Source organism: Pedococcus badiiscoriae (genome assembly GCF_013408925.1).
In the GTDB taxonomy this organism is placed as follows: domain Bacteria; phylum Actinomycetota; class Actinomycetes; order Actinomycetales; family Dermatophilaceae; genus Pedococcus; species Pedococcus badiiscoriae.
Genome location: NZ_JACCAB010000001.1, coordinates 1,990,949 through 2,007,742 on the forward strand (window position 1 = coordinate 1,990,949; position 16,794 = coordinate 2,007,742).

17 protein-coding genes are annotated in these 16,794 nt (G+C 70.8%); 11 read left to right on the plus strand and 6 right to left on the minus strand.

All coding sequences use genetic code 11. From position 1 onward, the window contains the following. Positions 1 to 2 precede the first annotated feature (2 nt). Positions 3 to 749, minus strand: a complete 747-nt coding sequence (locus BJ986_RS09525) for a hypothetical protein (protein ID WP_179421762.1) — start codon at positions 747 to 749, stop codon at positions 3 to 5. Positions 750 to 980: 231 nt separating this feature from the next. Here BJ986_RS09525 and BJ986_RS09530 point away from each other — a divergent pair, with 231 nt between their 5' ends. Beyond that, a complete protein-coding gene (locus tag BJ986_RS09530; protein WP_179421763.1) occupies positions 981 to 1,847 on the plus strand; it encodes a Bax inhibitor-1/YccA family protein in 867 nt (288 codons plus the stop codon). A 52-nt stretch (positions 1,848 to 1,899) separates the two neighbouring features. Beyond that, entirely contained in the window at positions 1,900 to 2,208 is a 309-nt protein-coding gene (locus BJ986_RS09535; protein WP_202881222.1) for a hypothetical protein, read from the plus strand. 59 nt (positions 2,209 to 2,267) lie between these two features. On the opposite strand, the gene BJ986_RS09540 is transcribed toward BJ986_RS09535, so the two are convergent. Beyond that, positions 2,268 to 3,491: an acetyl-CoA C-acetyltransferase gene (locus BJ986_RS09540; RefSeq protein ID WP_179421765.1), complete on the minus strand. Its 1,224-nt coding sequence runs from the start codon at positions 3,489 to 3,491 to the stop codon at positions 2,268 to 2,270. Between the two features lie 50 nt (positions 3,492 to 3,541). After that, positions 3,542 to 4,672 carry an SGNH/GDSL hydrolase family protein gene (locus tag BJ986_RS09545; RefSeq protein WP_179421766.1) on the minus strand — a complete coding sequence of 377 codons (1,131 nt, stop codon included), beginning with the start codon at positions 4,670 to 4,672 and terminating at the stop codon, positions 3,542 to 3,544. Positions 4,673 to 4,834: 162 nt separating this feature from the next. Here BJ986_RS09545 and BJ986_RS09550 point away from each other — a divergent pair, with 162 nt between their 5' ends. Further along, complete coding sequence (locus BJ986_RS09550) at positions 4,835 to 6,211, plus strand: cystathionine beta-synthase (protein WP_179421767.1); 1,377 nt, start codon at positions 4,835 to 4,837, stop codon at positions 6,209 to 6,211. Between the two features lie 27 nt (positions 6,212 to 6,238). Here the strand turns inward: BJ986_RS09550 and BJ986_RS09555 are convergent, their stop codons facing one another. Beyond that, positions 6,239 to 7,129 carry an ABC transporter substrate-binding protein gene (locus BJ986_RS09555; protein WP_179421768.1) on the minus strand — a complete coding sequence of 297 codons (891 nt, stop codon included), beginning with the start codon at positions 7,127 to 7,129 and terminating at the stop codon, positions 6,239 to 6,241. Between the two features lie 167 nt (positions 7,130 to 7,296). On the opposite strand from BJ986_RS09555, the gene BJ986_RS09560 reads away from it, so the two are divergent. Both BJ986_RS09560 and BJ986_RS09565 read left to right on the plus strand, forming a co-directional pair. Beyond that, the gene (locus tag BJ986_RS09560; protein WP_238338076.1) at positions 7,297 to 8,769 is read left to right on the plus strand and encodes an MFS transporter; all 1,473 of its coding nucleotides are present in this window, start codon (positions 7,297 to 7,299) and stop codon (positions 8,767 to 8,769) included. Positions 8,770 to 8,782: 13 nt separating this feature from the next. Beyond that, positions 8,783 to 9,346 (plus strand): universal stress protein, encoded by a 564-nt coding sequence (locus BJ986_RS09565; protein ID WP_179421769.1) that lies wholly within the window; start codon positions 8,783 to 8,785, stop codon positions 9,344 to 9,346. A gap of 97 nt (positions 9,347 to 9,443) precedes the next feature. On the opposite strand, the gene BJ986_RS09570 is transcribed toward BJ986_RS09565, so the two are convergent. After that, positions 9,444 to 9,932 (minus strand): GNAT family N-acetyltransferase, encoded by a 489-nt coding sequence (locus BJ986_RS09570; RefSeq protein ID WP_179421770.1) that lies wholly within the window; start codon positions 9,930 to 9,932, stop codon positions 9,444 to 9,446. Between the two features lie 33 nt (positions 9,933 to 9,965). Further along, positions 9,966 to 10,679: a peptide-methionine (S)-S-oxide reductase MsrA gene (gene msrA, locus BJ986_RS09575; RefSeq protein ID WP_420372057.1), complete on the minus strand. Its 714-nt coding sequence runs from the start codon at positions 10,677 to 10,679 to the stop codon at positions 9,966 to 9,968. Positions 10,680 to 10,779: 100 nt separating this feature from the next. Here msrA and BJ986_RS09580 point away from each other — a divergent pair, with 100 nt between their 5' ends. The 6 genes from BJ986_RS09580 (at position 10,780) to BJ986_RS09605 (ending at position 16,776) form a co-directional block, all read left to right on the plus strand. Further along, positions 10,780 to 11,787 (plus strand): GNAT family N-acetyltransferase, encoded by a 1,008-nt coding sequence (locus BJ986_RS09580; RefSeq protein ID WP_179421772.1) that lies wholly within the window; start codon positions 10,780 to 10,782, stop codon positions 11,785 to 11,787. After that, the gene (locus BJ986_RS09585) at positions 11,784 to 12,299 is read left to right on the plus strand and encodes an MOSC domain-containing protein (protein WP_179421773.1); all 516 of its coding nucleotides are present in this window, start codon (positions 11,784 to 11,786) and stop codon (positions 12,297 to 12,299) included. Before BJ986_RS09580 ends, BJ986_RS09585 begins: the two co-directional genes overlap by 4 nt. 21 nt (positions 12,300 to 12,320) lie before the next feature. Beyond that, the gene (locus tag BJ986_RS09590) at positions 12,321 to 13,508 is read left to right on the plus strand and encodes a cystathionine gamma-synthase (RefSeq protein WP_179421774.1); all 1,188 of its coding nucleotides are present in this window, start codon (positions 12,321 to 12,323) and stop codon (positions 13,506 to 13,508) included. 20 nt (positions 13,509 to 13,528) lie between these two features. After that, on the plus strand, positions 13,529 to 14,848 hold the full coding sequence (locus tag BJ986_RS09595) for a glutamate mutase L (RefSeq protein ID WP_179421775.1): 1,320 nt from the start codon (positions 13,529 to 13,531) through the stop codon (positions 14,846 to 14,848). Between the two features lie 93 nt (positions 14,849 to 14,941). Beyond that, positions 14,942 to 15,922, plus strand: coding sequence for an ATP-binding cassette domain-containing protein (locus BJ986_RS09600; protein ID WP_179421776.1), 981 nt, complete (start codon positions 14,942 to 14,944; stop codon positions 15,920 to 15,922). Beyond that, positions 15,919 to 16,776, plus strand: coding sequence for an ABC transporter permease (locus BJ986_RS09605; RefSeq protein WP_179421777.1), 858 nt, complete (start codon positions 15,919 to 15,921; stop codon positions 16,774 to 16,776). The genes BJ986_RS09600 and BJ986_RS09605 overlap by 4 nt, the downstream gene beginning before the upstream one ends. Positions 16,777 to 16,794 lie beyond the last annotated feature (18 nt).

Here is a 16,794-nt window from a genome sequence, read left to right on the forward strand (position 1 = left end):
GGTCAGTCCAGGGAGCAGGGGATCGCCGTGGCCTTCGCCGCGGCCTCGTCGTAGGCCGCGAGCTGATTCGCGCCGGTCTTCCAGGCCTTCTGCCACGCAGCCACCGCCTGGGCTGGCGTGATGTGGCCCATCCGCAGCATCTCCATGTCGTGGACGTGGTGCTCCCACGTGGACACCGCCGTGCGCGCCTGCGCCAGTGCGGTCGTGCGCGCCGTGATGGCCCGGGCACAGCTCATGATCGCGACGACCTGAGCGTAGGGCGCGGGGCCGGCCACCGCGGGGTCCAGGGCAGGGCAGGTGGCCGCGTTCGCGCCGAGAGCCTGGTCGGCTCGGTGGAACGCCCGCGCGTTCTCGGCAGCCTTGACTCGGGTCTGGTCCCAGTACGTCGTGGCGACGGACAGCGATATCTTGCCCGCGACCAGCAGGTTCATCGCGTCGATGTGCTTGTCGAACTGGGCCAGCGACACCTCCGCCGCGCTCAGTGGGGCCTTTTGCCGCAGGTTCGCCAGCCGGCAGACCTCCGCTGTCTGCGCCAGCCCTGTCGCGGCCGCGGCCGCGGCCTTGACCGATGTGGCCCCCAGGAGCGCGGCGGGAGTCGTCGTCCGCGCGGGCGGCGCCGCGGCGGGGCCTCCGGAGTTGAAGACCTGGCGCATCACCAACAGGGGTAGGACCAGGGCGAGGATGCAGGCCAGGATGAAGAGGAGGACTCGGCCCAGGGTGGACGTTGCGCGCACGTCAGGTACGGACACGGCTCTCACCTGCTTTCACCTGCTGGAAATGCGGACCTTCCAGTATTTGCGCTCCTACCGCCCCATCACTTCCCGCAGAAGGGTCATGGAAATGTCACCCAAATGGTGGACAGGTCACCCAAATGGTGGAAATGGGACCAGCGGGCCGCGTGGGGAACTTCCGGCACACCCCCGCACGTAGTCTGGGGTGAGCGGCCGTCCGCAGCGCCGCCCTTCCACAAGGAGACACGCATGGCCAGCAACCCGGTGTTCGACCGGATCGACAAGGAGTCCCGTCAGGGCTACGCCGGGTTCGGGCGGGGTGGGGCACAGGCCCCGCAGCCCCCCGCCGGCACTGCGGCCACGGACGGCATGACCAGCCAGCAGCTCCAGGACCTCTACAACCAGCCGGCCGCCGGCCCGGTCCAGACCAAGCGCCTCACGATCGACGACGTCGTCATGAAGACCGCAGGCCTCTTCGCCATCATGCTGGCGTTCGCCGCCATCGGCTGGGCGCTCTCGCCGACCTACGGCATCGCCCTCTGGGGTGTCGGCGTGGTCGCCATCCTGGGCCTGGGCCTGGTCATCGCCTTCAAGAAGACGGTCAGCGTGCCCCTCATCGTCGCCTACGCGGTGTTCGAGGGACTGTTCGTCGGCACGATCAGCGAGTCCTACGGCACCTACTTCGACCGGAACGCCGACACGCCCGCCTTCCAGGGAATCGTCGCCCAGGCGGTGCTGGCGACCCTCTGTGTCTTCGCGGGCATGCTCTTCGCCTACAAGACGGGCATCATCAAGGTCACCGAGAAGTTCCGCCGCATCGTCACCATGGCGGTCATCGGCTACGCGCTCTTCGCGCTGGTGAACCTCGTGTACGCGCTGGTCGCCCACCAGCCGTTCGGACTCGGCGGCACCAGCATGCTGGGCGTCGGCATCTCCATCTTCGCGATCGGGCTCGCGTCCGCGATGCTGGCCGTCGACTTCGACGCGATCGACCGGGCCATCGCGGCGGGCGCCCCCGAGAAGTACTCGTGGCTGCTGGCCCACGGCCTCATCGTCACCCTGGTGTGGCTCTACCTCGAGATCCTGCGCCTGCTCGGGCGTCTGCGCAGCAACTAGCGTGCCCCCGAGATCACCTGTCCCGCAGGAGGTTTCGGCGGAGCTTCAACGCGTGGTCCGACGGTGGCAACAGCTGTCGCTGGACCACGCGTTGGCGTGTGTGCCGCGGGTGCGGCCGCTGCTCGACGACCTGGCCGCCGCCACGCTGCCCGCGACCCCAGGGCGGGTGAACCCAGGGCGGGGGACGACAGCGAGCGGGGAGCGGGGGGCCACAGCACCCTCGGTCCCTGACCTCGGCCCGGCAGTCCTGATGGACCAGCTGACGGTCCTGGTCTACGACGCCTGCGCGGCTGCCCCGGACCCGCGCGTCCTCGCGGACCTGGCCGCGCGCCTGGGTGACCTCCGCCGCCAGCTCGCCTGACCCGGCATACCCCGACGACTCGCCGGATGATCCCGGCGAGTCGTCGGCGAAGCGGGGGCTCAGCTGAGGCGTTCGTAGATGATCGCCATGCCCTGGCCGCCGCCGACGCACATCGTCTCGAGGCCGAACTGGCCGTCACGGGCAGCCAGTCCGTTGAGCAGGGTCGTCGTGATCCGCGCACCGGTCGAGCCGAAGGGGTGGCCCAGGGCGATCGCGCCACCGTGGACGTTGAGCTTGTCGAAGTCCATGCCGAGGTCGTCGGCGGACGGCAGCACCTGGGCGGCGAACGCCTCGTTGATCTCGTAGAGGTCCATGTCGCCGATCGTCATCCCAGCGCGGGCGAGGGCCTGGCGCGAGGCGGCGACCGGACCCAGGCCCATGATCTCGGGAGACAGGCCGGAGACGCCGGTCGACACGACACGCGCGAGCGGGGTCAGCCCGAGCTCCTTGGCCTTGGTGTCGCTCATGACCACCACCGCGGCGGCGCCGTCGTTGAGGGGGCAGCAGTTGCCCGCCGTGATGGTGCCCTGCTCGCGGAACACCGGGTTCAGGCCCTGCAACGCCTCCAGGGTGACTCCGGCGCGCGGGCCGTCGTCCTTGCTGACGACCGTGCCGTCGCCCAGCGTGACGGGAGCGATCTCGCGCTCGAAGAACCCGTCGGCGATGGCCTTCTCCGCGCGGTTCTGGGAGGTGACACCCCACTCGTCCTGGCGCTCGCGGGAGATGCCACGCAGGGTCGCGACGTTCTCGGCCGTCTGACCCATCGACAGGTACACGTCGGGAAGGAGGTCCTGCTCCCGGGGGTCGGACCAGGTCTCGTTGCTGGCGGCAATCTGCTCGCTGCGGGCGGCTGAGCCGGCGAACTTCGGGTTCTGGTCGTCGCCCGACGAGCCGCCGGCCCCGGCCCAGCTGGTGTACTGCGAGACGCACTCGACCCCGCCGGAGACGAAGATGTCGCCCTCGCCGGCCTTGATCGCGTGGTAGGCCATCCGGGTCGTCTGCACCGAGGAGGCGCAGAACCGGTTGATCGTGGAGCCCGGCAGCCCGTCGAACCCCGCGAGCACCGCGATGACCCGCGCCATGTTGGAACCATGGCGTCCGGACGGCTCGGCGCAGCCCCAGTAGAGGTCCTCGACCAGCAGTGGGTCGAGCTCGGGGATCTTGGCCAGCGCGGCACTGATCACCTGCACCGACAGGTCGTCGGGGCGCATCTCCTTGAGCGAGCCCTTGAAAGCGCGCCCGATCGGCGTACGCGCGGTCGAGACGATGACTGCTTCGGTCACGGGTTCCTCCTCATGCAACAGCTGCGAGGGGCCGCGAGATAAGCGGCCGCTTAGTCAGCCTCGATGGTATGCCGTGGCGCTGGGTCCGTGGGTGTGTCCTTGCTCTCGCTGTCGGTCGCGACTGCCGCCGTCCCCCGCTCGGGCGCGTGCGCCTCGGGCTCGTGCACCTCGGGGTCGCGCACCTGAGGCACCGGGTTGCGCGGTCGACGCAGCAGCACCGCCCAGCGACCGCGGGGGCCCCGGCTCTGTCCGGCGATCTGGGTGGCGCTCACCTCCGTGCCGGGGTCGCGCACGGCCTGCACCGCCGCGACAGCCACGGGGCCCACGCCCTCGCCACGGCGGGAGTCGGGAGCACGGTCCTCGGACCGTTCGCCTGACCACACCCCCAGCGCGGCATACACGCTCGGGAGCAGGGCGGAGGCGGCTCGGGCATAGCCGGCGGGGGAGGGGTGGAACCGATCCGCGCTGAACATCTCGTGCGGGCGCTCGGCGAACTCCGGGCCGAGCAGGTCGCCCAGGGAGACGGTGCGCCCGCCCGCTTCGACCACCGCGACCGTCTGGGCAGCAGCGAGGTCGCGTGACCACCGTCGCCCGATCAGCCGCAGCGGCTGCGGGATGGGCTGGATGGTCCCCAGATCGGGACACGTGCCGACGACGACCTCGGTGCCGAGCTCGCGCAGCGCCCGGACCGTCGTCTCGAGGTGACGGACCGCCACCGCCTTGTCGATGCGGTGGGTGACGTCGTTGGCGCCGATCATAATCACGGCGACGTGCGGGCGCGCGACCTGGTCCAGCGCGTTGGCGAGCTGGAGCTCCAGCCCGGAGGACTCGGCGCCCACGACGGCCGTGTTGGTCAGCCGCACCGGCCGGCCGGTGAGCGCGGAGACGCCGTTGGCGATGATCGCGCCGACCGTCTGGTACCGGTGGTCGGCCCCCATGCCCGCGGCGGAGGAGTCGCCGAGGACGACGAGCTCGACCGGCTCGCCGACGCCGGAGCCGTAGGTGCCGTTGTCGTCGGGGGAGCCGTCGAAGGGCTGGCCGACGATCCGCCGGGCGACCTTGGCCTCGGCCTTGAGCACGCCGTAGCCCAGTGCCCCCAGCGCTCCGATACCTGCGGCCAAGCCGGTGCCACCGTAGGCGGCGGCAGCCGCGATCTTGCGTGCGCGTCGAGCCCGGCCCATGGGCAGTCCCCTCTCCTCGCTGGTCTCTCTGACGGTAACGGCTGACCATGACATGGTGTCCCCCTCCCCCCTCCGATGGTGCGCCGGGGGCCAGCCGGAGGGCTCCCCCAGTTGCCGGAGAGGGCCGTCCGGGGGTCGTCCAGCATCTGAGAGGATGGGCTGGTGAAGTACGCAGAGCACATCGCCGACCTCGTCGGGAACACGCCCCTCGTCAAGCTGAACTCGGTCACGGAAGGGATCGCCGCGACGGTCCTGGCCAAGGTCGAGTACATGAACCCCGGCGGGTCGGTGAAGGACCGCATCGCGCTCAAGATGGTCGAGGCAGCCGAGGCCTCCGGTGAGCTGAAGCCCGGCGGCACCATCGTCGAGCCGACCTCCGGCAACACCGGCGTGGGTCTGGCGCTGGTGGCCCAGCGCCGGGGCTACAAGTGCGTGTTCGTCTGCCCCGACAAGGTCAGCCAGGACAAGCGCGACGTGCTCAAGGCCTACGGCGCCGAGGTCGTCGTCTGCCCGACCGCGGTTGCTCCTGACCACCCGGACTCCTACTACGAGACCTCGGACCGGCTGGTGCGCGAGATCGAGGGCGCCTGGAAGCCGAACCAGTACGCCAACCCGATGGGGCCGGAGTCCCACTACGAGAGCACCGGACCCGAGATCTGGGACGACACCGACGGTCGGGTCACCCACTTCGTCGCCGGTGTCGGCACCGGCGGCACCATCACGGGCACCGGCCGCTACCTGCGCGAGGTCTCCGACACCCGCGAGGGCGGCCGCGTCCAGGTCATCGGCGCCGACCCCGAGGGTTCGGTCTACTCCGGTGGCACCGGTCGTCCGTACCTCGTCGAGGGCGTCGGTGAGGACTTCTGGCCGACTGCCTACGACCCCAAGGTCGTCGACGAGGTCATCGCGGTCAGCGACGCCGACTCGTTCGAGATGACGCGCCGCCTGGCCAAGGAGGAGGGCCTGCTCGTGGGTGGCTCCTGTGGCATGGCGGTCGTGGCCGCCCTGCGGGCAGCCAAGGACCTGCCCGCCGACGCCGTTGTCGTCGTCCTGCTGCCCGACAGCGGGCGCGGCTACATGTCGAAGATCTTCAACGACGACTGGATGAGCTCCTACGGCTTCATGCGCTCGGCCGGGCAGACGACGGTGGGCGAGCTGTTGCACCGGAAGGCCGGCGACATGCCTGCCCTGGTGCACACGCACCCCACCGAGACGGTGCGCGACGCCATCGAGATCCTGCACGAGTACTCCGTGTCGCAGATGCCGGTCGTCAAGGCCGAGCCGCCCGTCATGGCCGGCGAGGTCGCCGGGTCGGTCAGCGAGCGGGCGCTGCTCGAGGCGTTGTTCAACGGCGCCGCCCACCTCACCGACTCGGTCGAGAAGCACATGGAGACCTCACTGCCCCTCGTGGGTGCCGGCGAGCCCGTCTCGGTGGCACGGCACGAGCTCGAGAACGCCGACGCCATCATGGTGGTCGAGGACGGCAAGCCGGTCGGTGTCCTCACCCGGGCCGACCTGCTCATCGCCCTGGTCGACTAGCTCCGCGCGCCTGCGCGTCTCGCGCGGCTACCGCAGCCGCCGTGCCATGTCCGGGCGCGGCGGCTGCGCCGCGTCCGGGTGCAGGATGCCGGCCAGCGCCTCGACGCCGTCGACGAGGCGGGGACCCGGGCGGGCGAAGCTCGCGTTGGCGTCGACGGCCCAGACCGGTATGCCGGACGGCAGCTCGCCGTCGTCGATCGCCTTGCGGGCCAACGCCACCGAGCCCTCGAGGTCGTAGCCGCAGGGTGCACACACGATGACGTCGGGGGCGCTGTCCCGGACCTCGTCCCACGTGACGCGGACCGACTTCTCGCCGGGCGTGCCGAGCGTGCTGAGGCCACCCGCTGCGGTCACCATCTCGGGCACCCAGTGCCCCGGGGCGAAGGCGGGGTCGGTCCACTCCAGGACCAGCGCCCGCGGGCGGGGCGCGCCCTGCACCGCCTTCTCCACGGCATACAGGCGCTCGCGCAGGCTCGTCACGAGGCGGCTGGCGGCGGCCTCGCAGCCGGTGGCCCCGCCGAGGGTGGTGACCGAGTCGAGGACCTCCTCGATCGTGTGCGGGTCGATCGTCAGCACCTCGGCCCGGCACCCGAGGTAGGCCAGCGCGTCGTCGACGACGGACACGTCCACGGCGCAGACGGCGCACAGGTCCTGGGTGACGACGAGGTCCGCGTCCAGGGCGCCCAGGGCTCCGGCGTCGAGGTGGTAGAGGTCTTCACCGGCGACCATCGCCCGGGTCACGAAGGCGTCGATGTCCCGGGGGGACAGGCCTTCGGGGATCGCCGTCGTCGAGACGATCGTGCGGGTGCGCGCCTCGACCGGGGTGTCGCACTCGAAGGTGACCCCGACGACCTGGTCGCCCGCTCCCACCCCGAACAGGATCTCCGTCGTCGAGGGGAGCAGGGACACGATGCGCATGCAACAGACCCTACGCAGCGCGTCTCCCGGGGAGCCTGACAGGGTAGCAGGCGTCACGTTTCTGCAGGTCACGAAGCCTTTCAACGAGCGAACCGGACGAACCGGGCGTAGGTTTCCCCGTCGGGTGCCCAGTGCAACCACCCGACGCAGACACGAAGGAGTGACCGATGACGACAGCAGCAGTCCCGACCGACTCGGGGGCGGTGCGGAGCCTGATCCCGTTCCGGATGGACCGCCTCCCGTGGGCCCGGTTCCACTGGCTGGTGGTCGTCGGCCTCGGCGTCTCGTGGATCCTCGACGGGCTCGAGATCCAGCTCGTGTCCAACGCCGGGTTCCAGGACACCCTGCACATGAGCTCGACCGAGGTCGGCTTCGCCGGCACGATCTACCTCATCGGCCAGGTCGTCGGGGCGCTCACCTTCGGCCGCCTCACCGACCGGTTGGGCCGCAAGAGGCTCTTCATCATCACCCTGGCCATCTACCTCGTCGGGTCCGGCATCGCCGGCCTCGCCTGGACGCCCTGGTTCCTGTACCTGTGGCGGTTCGTCGCGGGCCTGGGCATCGGCGGCGAGTACACCGCCATCAACTCCGCGATCGACGAGCTCATCCCGGCGAAGTACCGCGGACGCGTGGACATCGCGGTCAACGGGACCTACTGGGCGGGCGCCCTGCTGGGCGCGTTCGCGAGCTTCTGGCTGCTGGACACGAGCCACGTCGCGCAGAACGTCGGCTGGCGCGTGGCGTTCTTCATCGGACCGGTCATGGGCCTGGTCATCATCTGGCTGCGCCGGCACATCCCCGAGAGCCCCCGGTGGATGGTGACGCACGGCCAGGGAGCGGAGGCCGACCGCATCGTCGACGAGATCGAGGCGTCGGTGCAGGCACAGGGCAAGACGCTGGCCCCGGTCGACGAGAGCAGGGCGATGTCCATCAAGGCACGGGAGACGATCCCGTTCCGCGACCTGCTGCACGTCTTCGTCAAGAGGTACCCGTCGCGGACGGTCCTCGGCCTGACGATGATGATCACGCAGAGCTTCCTGTACAACGCGATCTTCTTCACCTACGCGTTGGTGCTGCAGAACTTCTACCACCTGGACAAGTCGGCGGCCGCGATCTACTTCATCCCGTTCGCCATCGGCAACCTGGCCGGACCGCTGCTGCTCGGCCCCCTGTTCGACACCATCGGCCGGCGCAAGATGATCTTCTCGACCTACCTGGTCGCCGGCCTGGTCCTGCTCGTGTCGGCGTTCCTGTTCAAGGCGGGCACGCTCAACGCGACGACCCACACGATCTTCTGGTGCGTGTCGTTCTTCTTCGCCTCGGCGGGCGCGTCCTCGGCATACCTGACGGTGAGCGAGATCTTCCCGCTCGAGGTGCGCGGTCAGGCCATCTCGTACTTCTTCGCCATCGGCCAGATCTTCGGCGCCCTGGGTCCGGTCCTGTTCGGCGCCCTCGTCGGACAGGGCAAGGAGCGGACCCCGCTGTTCTGGGGCTACGTCCTGGCCTCGGCGATCATGATCATCGGCGGCCTGGTGGCGATCCGGATCGGTGTCGATGCCGAGGGCAAGGGACTGGAGGACATCGCCGACCCGTTGAGCAAGGTCAGCGACGAACCGCCGCTCGAGCCGGCCCGCGCGTAGGGAGGTGGCCACGATGAGAGCTCTCGACGAGACGCAGCCCTACACGATCGTGGTCGGCGTGAGCGCGACCTCCAAGTCACCCACCGCCCTGCACTGGGCCGCGGAGCTCGCGGCCCTGCGTGGTGGGCGCGTCGTCGCAGTGCGGGCCTGGCGCCCCACGCCACCCCAGACCGCCTCGCGGGTCACGCCGGCCCCGATCACCGAGGACGCGCGGGCTGCCGAGGAGCAGGCGCTGGCCGACCTGCAGGCCGACGTCGCAGAGGTGCTCGGAGGCGGCCACGGTGTGGAGGTCCGGCTGGTGCACGGCGGCAAACGGCGTGCCCTGCTCGCGGCTTCCGAGCGGGCGGACCTGCTGGTCATCGACGCCCCCCGCCGGCTCGATCTCACGGCGCTACCGGGCTTCGCCATGCGCCTGGTCAACGGCGCGAGCTGTCCCGTCGTGGTCATGCCGCCGCGGGTCTCGGGAGCGCCTCGCACACCGCTCGAACGAGCGGCCGAGACCGTGGCCCGCAACGTCACCGAGGCGGCCGGTCGCGCCGGCCGGCCCGGCCTGAGCCACCCGAGTCCACCGCACTGACGGAGGCTCGCGGCGTAAAACGGTAGTTGCGCGGGCTTCCGCCCAGCAGCAGGTGGGCGGAAGCCCACGCAACCACCGTGTTGGGCGGGTCAGGGCCTCACAGCTCGAGCAGCATCACGTGCAGGCCAACCCGACCGTGGGTCCTCGACTCGAAGGCCCCCGGGACCGTGCCCAGGATCCGGAATCCGAGGCCCTGCCAGAGCCCGACCGCAGCCGTGTTGGTCTCCACCACCGCGTTGAACTGGATGCCTGCGAAACCCTCGCGACGATGCCACGCGATCATGTCCTCGGCCAGCGCCCGCCCGACCCCCTTGCCGCGGGCAGCCGACCCCACCATGAAGCTGGCCGTCCCGAGGTGCGAGCCGCGTCCCGGACGGTTCGGACCCATCTTGGCGCTCCCCAACAGGGTGCCGTCGTCGTCGACCGCCACCACGGTGCGCCCTGGTGCGGCCTCGAACCACAGGTCACGGACCTGGTCGTCGCGCAGGCCCCCCGGATAGGCATACGTCTCACCGGCATCGACGATCTCGCGGAAGATCGGCGCGAACGCGCTGAGGTCGGACTCGGTGATGTCGCGGATCTCCACCGGCCCCACGCTAGCCCAGCCCCGGCGGCGGGCTCAGGCGCCCGAGTCGTTGACCCGAAGCACGCTCTCCTGCGACGGGAGCTCGTCCTGCCTGACAAGGCCCACCGGGCAGGTCATGCCGTTGGGCCCGTGGTTGCAGTAGCCGCCGGGGTTCTTGTAGAGGTACTGCTGGTGGTAGTCCTCGGCGTAGTAGAACGCGCCGGCGTCCTCGGCTGAACGCAGCTCGGTGGTGATCGTGCCGAACCCGTTGTCCGACAGCACCTTCTGGAAGGCCTCGCGCGTCGCCTCCGCGGCCCGCTCCTGGTCCGGGGTCGTCCAGTAGATGGCCGACCGGTAGGCCGTGCCGATGTCGTTGCCCTGGCGGTTGCCCTGGGTCGGGTCGTGGTTCTCCCAGAACTCCTTGAGCAGCAGCTCGGGGGTGGTCTGCTCCGGGTCGTAGGCGACCAGCACGGTCTCGGCGTGCCCGGTCTGCCCGGTGCAGGTCTCCTCGTAGGTGGGGTTCGGCGTCAGGCCGCCCATGTACCCGGCCGCCGTCGTGACCACGCCCGGCTGCCTCCAGAAGATCCGCTCCGCACCCCAGAAACAGCCCATCGCCACGTAGAGGACCTCCGTGCCGTCCGGCCAAGGGCCCTCGAGCGGGGTGTGCAGGACGACGTGCTCCCCGGCGATGTGGAACGGGCCCTGCTCGCGTCCTCGCAGGGCGGTCTCGGCGGTGGGCAGGGTCGTCTTGGCGCGGGATCCGAATATCACGCCTCGTCCAACGCCTCCGCGCTCGCGACTGTTCCGGGCGCGGCCGCGACCCCGAAACGCGGTGGCGTCGTGCGAGCTTGCCCGGCAGGGTTGGGGCATGGTGACCATCGAGCTGATCGACGACCCCGACGGTCGGCAGCGAGAGCTGTTCGACGACTGGGCCGAGGTCTTCGCTGCGGACGGCCGCCACCAGTTCGGGCCCGAGCACGCGTCGTGGACGGCGGACGAGCTGCGTGAGACGGGCCGCAGCACCGACCGTCCCCGGATCTCCTGGGCAGCGGTCGACGCCTCCGGCACGGTGCTGGGCTCGGCCGGGCTGGTGATGCCTCAGCGCGACAACCGCGCGCAGGGCCTGGTCATAGTCGTGGTGCACCCCGACCACCGTGGCCGCGGTGTCGGCACGAAGCTGCTCGGCACCGTCGAGGCGGCCGCGCAGGAGCACGGACGGACTGTCCTGCTCGCGGAGACCCAGTGGCTGGTGGGGGAGCGCGACGAGAGCGGTGAGGACTTCGCCGCCCGCCAGGGGTATGCCGGGGCGCAGACCGTCCTGCGCAGCAGCCTCGCCCTGCCCGCGGACCGAACGCGGCTGGAAGCCGCACTGCAGCCGGGCCGCGACGACGGTTACGTCCTACGGACCTGCTGGGACGGCATACCCCAGGAGTGGTGGGCAGGGCGGGCTGAGCTGAGCCGGCGGATGAGCACCGACATCCCGATGGGCGACCTCGAGCTCGAGGAGGAGCGCTGGGACGAGGAGCGGGTGATCCGCGAGTACGAGCGGGTCGCGGCGATGGGTCGACGCGTGGTCGACACCTTCGCGGTCCTCGAGGCGACCCGTGAGCTGGTCGGCTACACCCAGGTGCAGGTGCCGCGGTCCGAGCCTCGGGTCGGCTTCCAGCACGACACCCTCGTCGTGGGCGAGCACCGCGGGCACCAGCTGGGGTTGCGGATGAAGGCGGCGTCCGCCCTCGCCCTCATGCAGGAGTCGCCGGACACCCGCTCGGTGCGGACCTGGAACGCGGACGACAACGCTGCGATGCTGCGGGTCAACCGCACGATCGGCTACGTGCACGACGCGATGATGCGTGAGTGGCAGAAGACGCCATGAGGGACGACCCGGTCGACGCCGACCTCGGAAGGGTGCTGGCGATCCACGTCGCCAAGGCCACCAAGCTGCCCATGCGGCCGGTCGAGTCGGTCGTGGCGGAGGCCGGTGCCGGACTGGTGGGCGACCGCTACCACGGGTCGAGGCATCGCCATGTCACGGTGCAGTCCGCGACGGACCTGGCCGAGGCGAGCCGCGATCTCGGGGCCCCCGTGGGACCCGGGGCCACCCGTCGCAACATCACGCTGTCGGGTGGCCCGGTGCCCGGTCGCCCGGGGACGCGGGTGCGGATGGGCGATGCCCTGCTCGAGGTCGTCCGACCCGCCGCGCCGTGCAGGCTGATGGACGACGCGATCGGGCCGGGTGCCATGAAGGCGCTGCATGCCCGAGGCGGCACCGTGTTCCGGATCCTCGAAGGGGGAGTCGTCCGCGTGGGCGATGCAGTCGTGCGGGAGGACCCGGTGGTAGGGGAGGACCCGGTGGTACGGGACCCCGTCGTGGGGGAGGACCCGTGAGCGGAGGCTAGCCTTGCCGGCATGAGCGAGCAGAGCAGCAACCACGGCTTCTCCACGCGTGCGATCCACGCCGGCCAGGAGCCGGACCTCGGGACCGGCGCCGTCATCACCCCGATCTTCCAGGTGTCCACCTACAAGCAGGACGGGATCGGCGGGTTCCGTGGCGGGTACGAGTACAGCCGTTCCGCGAACCCGACCCGCACCGCGCTGGAGGAGTGCTTCGCGGCCCTCGAAGGGGGCGCCCGCGGGTTCGCGTTCTCGTCCGGGCTGGCCGGCCAGGACACCGTCCTGCGCGCCCTGCTCAAGCCCGGCGACCACGTCGTCGTGCCGAGCGACGCCTACGGTGGCACGTACCGGTTGTTCAACAAGGTCCTGACGACGTGGGGTGTCGAGCACACCATCGCCAAGATCGCCGACGTCGAGTCGGTCCGCTCAGCGATCCGCCCCGGGCAGACCAAGATCGTCTGGGTCGAGACGCCGACCAACCCGTTGCTCGGCATCGCCGACGTCACCGCCCTCGCCGAGGTCGCCCACGAGGCCGGCGCGCTCCTGATCGTCGACAACACCTTCGCCTCGCCCTACCTCCAGCAGCCGCTCTCGCTCGGGGCCGACATCGTCACGCACTCGACGACCAAGTACTGCGGCGGCCACTCGGACGTCGTGGGCGGCGCGGTCGTCGTGGGCCATGACATCACCGTGCCCGGCCTCGAGGATGCGGCGGATCGGGTTGCGTTCCACCAGAACTCGATGGGTGCGGTGGCCGGCCCGATGGACGCGTGGCTGGTGCTGCGGGGACTCAAGACCCTGGCGCTGCGGATGGAGCGGCACAGCGACAACGCCGAGCGCGTGGTCGACTTCCTGCTCGGCCACCCGGCCGTCAGCGCGGTGCACTACCCCGGCCTGGAGAGCCACCCCGGCCATGAGGTCGCCAAGCGTCAGATGAAGCGGTTCGGCGGCATGATCTCGTTCCAGGTCAAGGCCGGCGAGGACGTCGCCGTCAAGGTCTGCGGCGAGACCCAGCTGTGGACCCTCGGCGAGTCGCTCGGCGGGGTCGAGTCCCTCATCGAGCACCCGGCCCGGATGACCCACGCCTCGGTGGCGGGCACCGAGCTCGAGGTGCCGGCCGACCTGATCCGGCTGTCCGTCGGCATCGAGGACGTCGAGGACCTCATCGCCGACCTGCGGCAGGCGCTCGACCGGTTGGGCTGAGCGGGGGACGGGCAGGCGACGTGACCCAGCTCCTCTGTGTCGACTTCGGGTCGACCTTCACCAAGGCGGTGCTCGTCGACGGACAGGGATCCGTCGTCGCGACGGGGTCCACGCCGACGACGATCGGCACCGACGTCCTGGACGGCTACCGCACCCTGCGCAGTGAGCTCGCGGGCCACGGGCCGGTCGACGAGGTGCTCGCCTGCTCGAGCGCCGGCGGCGGCCTGCGGCTGGCGGTCGTCGGGTACGAGCGGGACGTCACCGCCCAGGCCGGCCACCGGGTCGGGCTGAGCGCCGGCGCCAGGGTCTCCCACGTGACGTCGGGTCCGTTGTCGGGAGCGGGTGTCGCGGAGCTCAGGCAAAGCCGCCCGGACCTCGTCCTCCTGGTGGGCGGGACCGACGGAGGCAACGCGGAAGTGTTGCTGCACAACGCAGCTCGCCTTGCCAAGGCCCGCATCGGCGCACCGGTCGTCGTGGCCGGCAACGCCCACGTCCAGGACGAGGTCGCGACGATCCTCGCCTCGACGGGGCGGTCGTTCACGGTGACCGACAACGTGCTGCCCGCGATCGGCGTCATCGTCCCCGAGCCGGCCCGCGCCGCCATCAGGCGGGTCTTCCTCGAGCACGTCATCGGCGGCAAGGGACTGTCGCCCGGACCGGAGTTCGCCGCCATGGTGCGTGCCCCCACGCCGGACGCCGTGCTCGACGGTGTCGCGGTGCTCGCCGAGCACCTCGACGGCGACGTCATGGTGGTCGACGTCGGTGGCGCCACCACGGACGTCTACTCCGCCTTGCGGCCGCAGGGAGAGGACGCCGGCCTGGCCAAGGACGTGGTCGCCCCGCTGTGGCACGCCCGCACGGTGGAGGCGGACCTCGGCATGCGCTGGAACGCCGAGGGCATCGTCGAAGCCGCCCTCCGTGAGCACGTGCCCCTCCCCGCGACGATCGACGGGTATGCCGCGCGCCTGGTCCGCGACCCCGGTCACCTGCCGGCGGACGAGGGCGAGTGGTCGATGGACCTCGCCCTCGCGCGGGCGGCCGCGGTGGTGGCAGCGCGCCGTCACGCGCGCCCGCCCGCGCCGGGGGCCAGTGCCCGGCCGTTGGCCGACGTGCAGCTCGTCGTCGGCTCCGGAGGGGTGCTGCGGCACGCCACGACGACCGGGCGGGGTGAGGTGCTCCGGTCGGTGGCCACCGACCACGCGGGCGGGTGGAAGGTGCCGCGCGCCGCGGAGCTGGTGACCGACGCGGCATACCTGCTGTTCGCCGTCGGCCTGCTGCGCCACAGCCACCCCACGGCCGCCCGTGAGCTGGCGAGGGCTGTTGTCGGTGGTCCGGCGTAGCGTCTCGTGAGTGGGGAGGAAGGGCAGTCGCGTGAATGGGGAGGACTGGAAAATGACTGGTTGTGCGACCGGCCCCCGGCCTAGGGTCGAGGAATGACCTCCCTGGCGATCGAGGCCGAGCACCTCGTCAAGCGATTCGGCGACCAGACCGCGGTCGACGACGTGAGCTTCGCCGTGCCGGAGGGCTCCGTGCTGGGGCTGCTCGGCCCCAACGGCGCCGGCAAGACGACGACGGTGCGCATGATGACGACCCTGTCCAAACCCACGAGCGGCACGGCGAGGGTCGCGGGGCACGACGTGCTGCGTGAGCCCGACGCTGTGCGCCGGTCGATGGGACTCACCGGTCAGGCGGCCACGGTCGACGAGCTGCTCACCGGTCGCGAGAACCTGCGGCTGATCGGCTCCCTGTACGGACTGTCATCGGCCTACGTCAAGGCAGCGGGCGCCGACCTGCTCGAGCGCTTCTCGCTGACTGAGGCGGGCGACCGGACGGTCAAGACCTACTCCGGAGGCATGCGTCGCCGGCTCGACCTCGCGGTCAGCCTGATCGCCACCCCGCCGGTGCTCTTCCTCGACGAGCCGACGACGGGGCTCGACCCGCGCAGTCGCGTCGAGCTGTGGGACGTGCTGCGGGGTCTGGTGAAGGACGGCACGACGCTGCTGCTCACGACCCAGTACCTCGAGGAGGCCGACCAGCTTGCCGACCGCATCGTCGTGATCGACCGCGGTCAGATCATCGCCGAGGGGACGCCGCTCGAGCTCAAGGACCGCAGTGGCAGGGCGAGTCTGGTGCTCACCGTGTCACGCGCGGAAGACCTCCACACCGCCGCCGAGATGTTGCGCCAACGCGTGTCCGAGGTGCACGTCGACGAGGCCGCACGGCAGCTGACCGCCCCCGCCGAGGGGCTACGCGACATGACCAGGATCGCCGCCGTCTTCGAGGACAGTGCCATCGAGCTCGACGACCTCGGGCTCAAGCGGCCGAGTCTCGACGACGTGTTCCTCCACCTCACCGGCCACCGCGCCGAGGACGGCCCCACCGACACGGACACCGACCAGGAGCAGGCGTCATGACCACCGACACCACGACGCGCAGGTCGGCCAGCGGCATCGCCCGGCCCGAGATCAAGCCGACCGGGTTGTTGCGGCAGTCCCTGGCGATCACCCGCCGCAACCTCATCCACATCAAGCGGATGCCCGAGATGCTGATGGACGTCACCATTCAGCCGGTGATGTTCGTCCTGCTGTTCGCGTACGTGTTCGGCGGCTCCATCGCCGTCAAGGGCTCGCCCGCCGGCTACCGGGAGTGGCTGATGGGCGGGATCATGGGGCAGACCATCGCCTTCGCGTCGTTCGTCGTCGCCGTGGGCCTGACCTCTGACATCGACAAGGGCATCGTCGACCGGATGCGGTCGCTCCCCATCAACCCGTCGGCGGTGCTCGTGGGCCGAAGCATCTCCAGCCTGATGCACTCCAGCATCGGCATCCTGGTCATGTCGGTCACCGGGCTGTTCGTCGGCTGGCGGATCCGGGGCGGCTTCCCCCAGGCCGTGCTGGCCTATGCGCTCCTGCTGCTGTGGGGTTTCGCGATGATCTGGATCGGCATCCTCGTCGGATCGGCCATGCGGTCGGTGGAGGCGGTCAACGGACTGATGTTCACCACGATGTTCCCGATCACGTTCCTGGCCAACACGTTCGCCCCCACCGACAAGATGCCGCACGCGCTGCGGGTGATCGCCGAGTGGAACCCCATCTCCTCGCTCGTCCAGGCCGTTCGCCAGCTCTGGGGCAACGACCTCCCCGTGCCCGCGGACGCGCAGCTGCCGATGCACCACCCCATCGTGACGACGCTGATCTGGACGATCGGCTTGACGCTGGTCATCGCACCTCTGGCCATCCGGGCCTTCACCAAGCGCACCCAGGGGTAGGTGGGGGCTGGGCCGCGG

Excerpts from the sequence above, each read along its gene's own strand:
- BJ986_RS09560 (WP_238338076.1), top strand. The coding sequence starts at position 7,297 with ATGACGACAGCAGCAGTCCCGACCGACTCGGGGGCGGTGCGGAGCCTG.
- BJ986_RS09605 (WP_179421777.1), top strand. The coding sequence starts at position 15,919 with ATGACCACCGACACCACGACGCGCAGGTCGGCCAGCGGCATCGCCCGG.
- BJ986_RS09590 (WP_179421774.1), top strand. The coding sequence starts at position 12,321 with ATGAGCGAGCAGAGCAGCAACCACGGCTTCTCCACGCGTGCGATCCAC.
- BJ986_RS09555 (WP_179421768.1), bottom strand. The coding sequence starts at position 7,129 with ATGCGCATCGTGTCCCTGCTCCCCTCGACGACGGAGATCCTGTTCGGG.
- BJ986_RS09580 (WP_179421772.1), top strand. The coding sequence starts at position 10,780 with ATGGTGACCATCGAGCTGATCGACGACCCCGACGGTCGGCAGCGAGAG.
- BJ986_RS09565 (WP_179421769.1), top strand. The coding sequence starts at position 8,783 with ATGAGAGCTCTCGACGAGACGCAGCCCTACACGATCGTGGTCGGCGTG.
- BJ986_RS09545 (WP_179421766.1), bottom strand. The coding sequence starts at position 4,672 with ATGGGCCGGGCTCGACGCGCACGCAAGATCGCGGCTGCCGCCGCCTAC.
- BJ986_RS09530 (WP_179421763.1), top strand. The coding sequence starts at position 981 with ATGGCCAGCAACCCGGTGTTCGACCGGATCGACAAGGAGTCCCGTCAG.
- BJ986_RS09600 (WP_179421776.1), top strand. The coding sequence starts at position 14,942 with ATGACCTCCCTGGCGATCGAGGCCGAGCACCTCGTCAAGCGATTCGGC.
- BJ986_RS09585 (WP_179421773.1), top strand. The coding sequence starts at position 11,784 with ATGAGGGACGACCCGGTCGACGCCGACCTCGGAAGGGTGCTGGCGATC.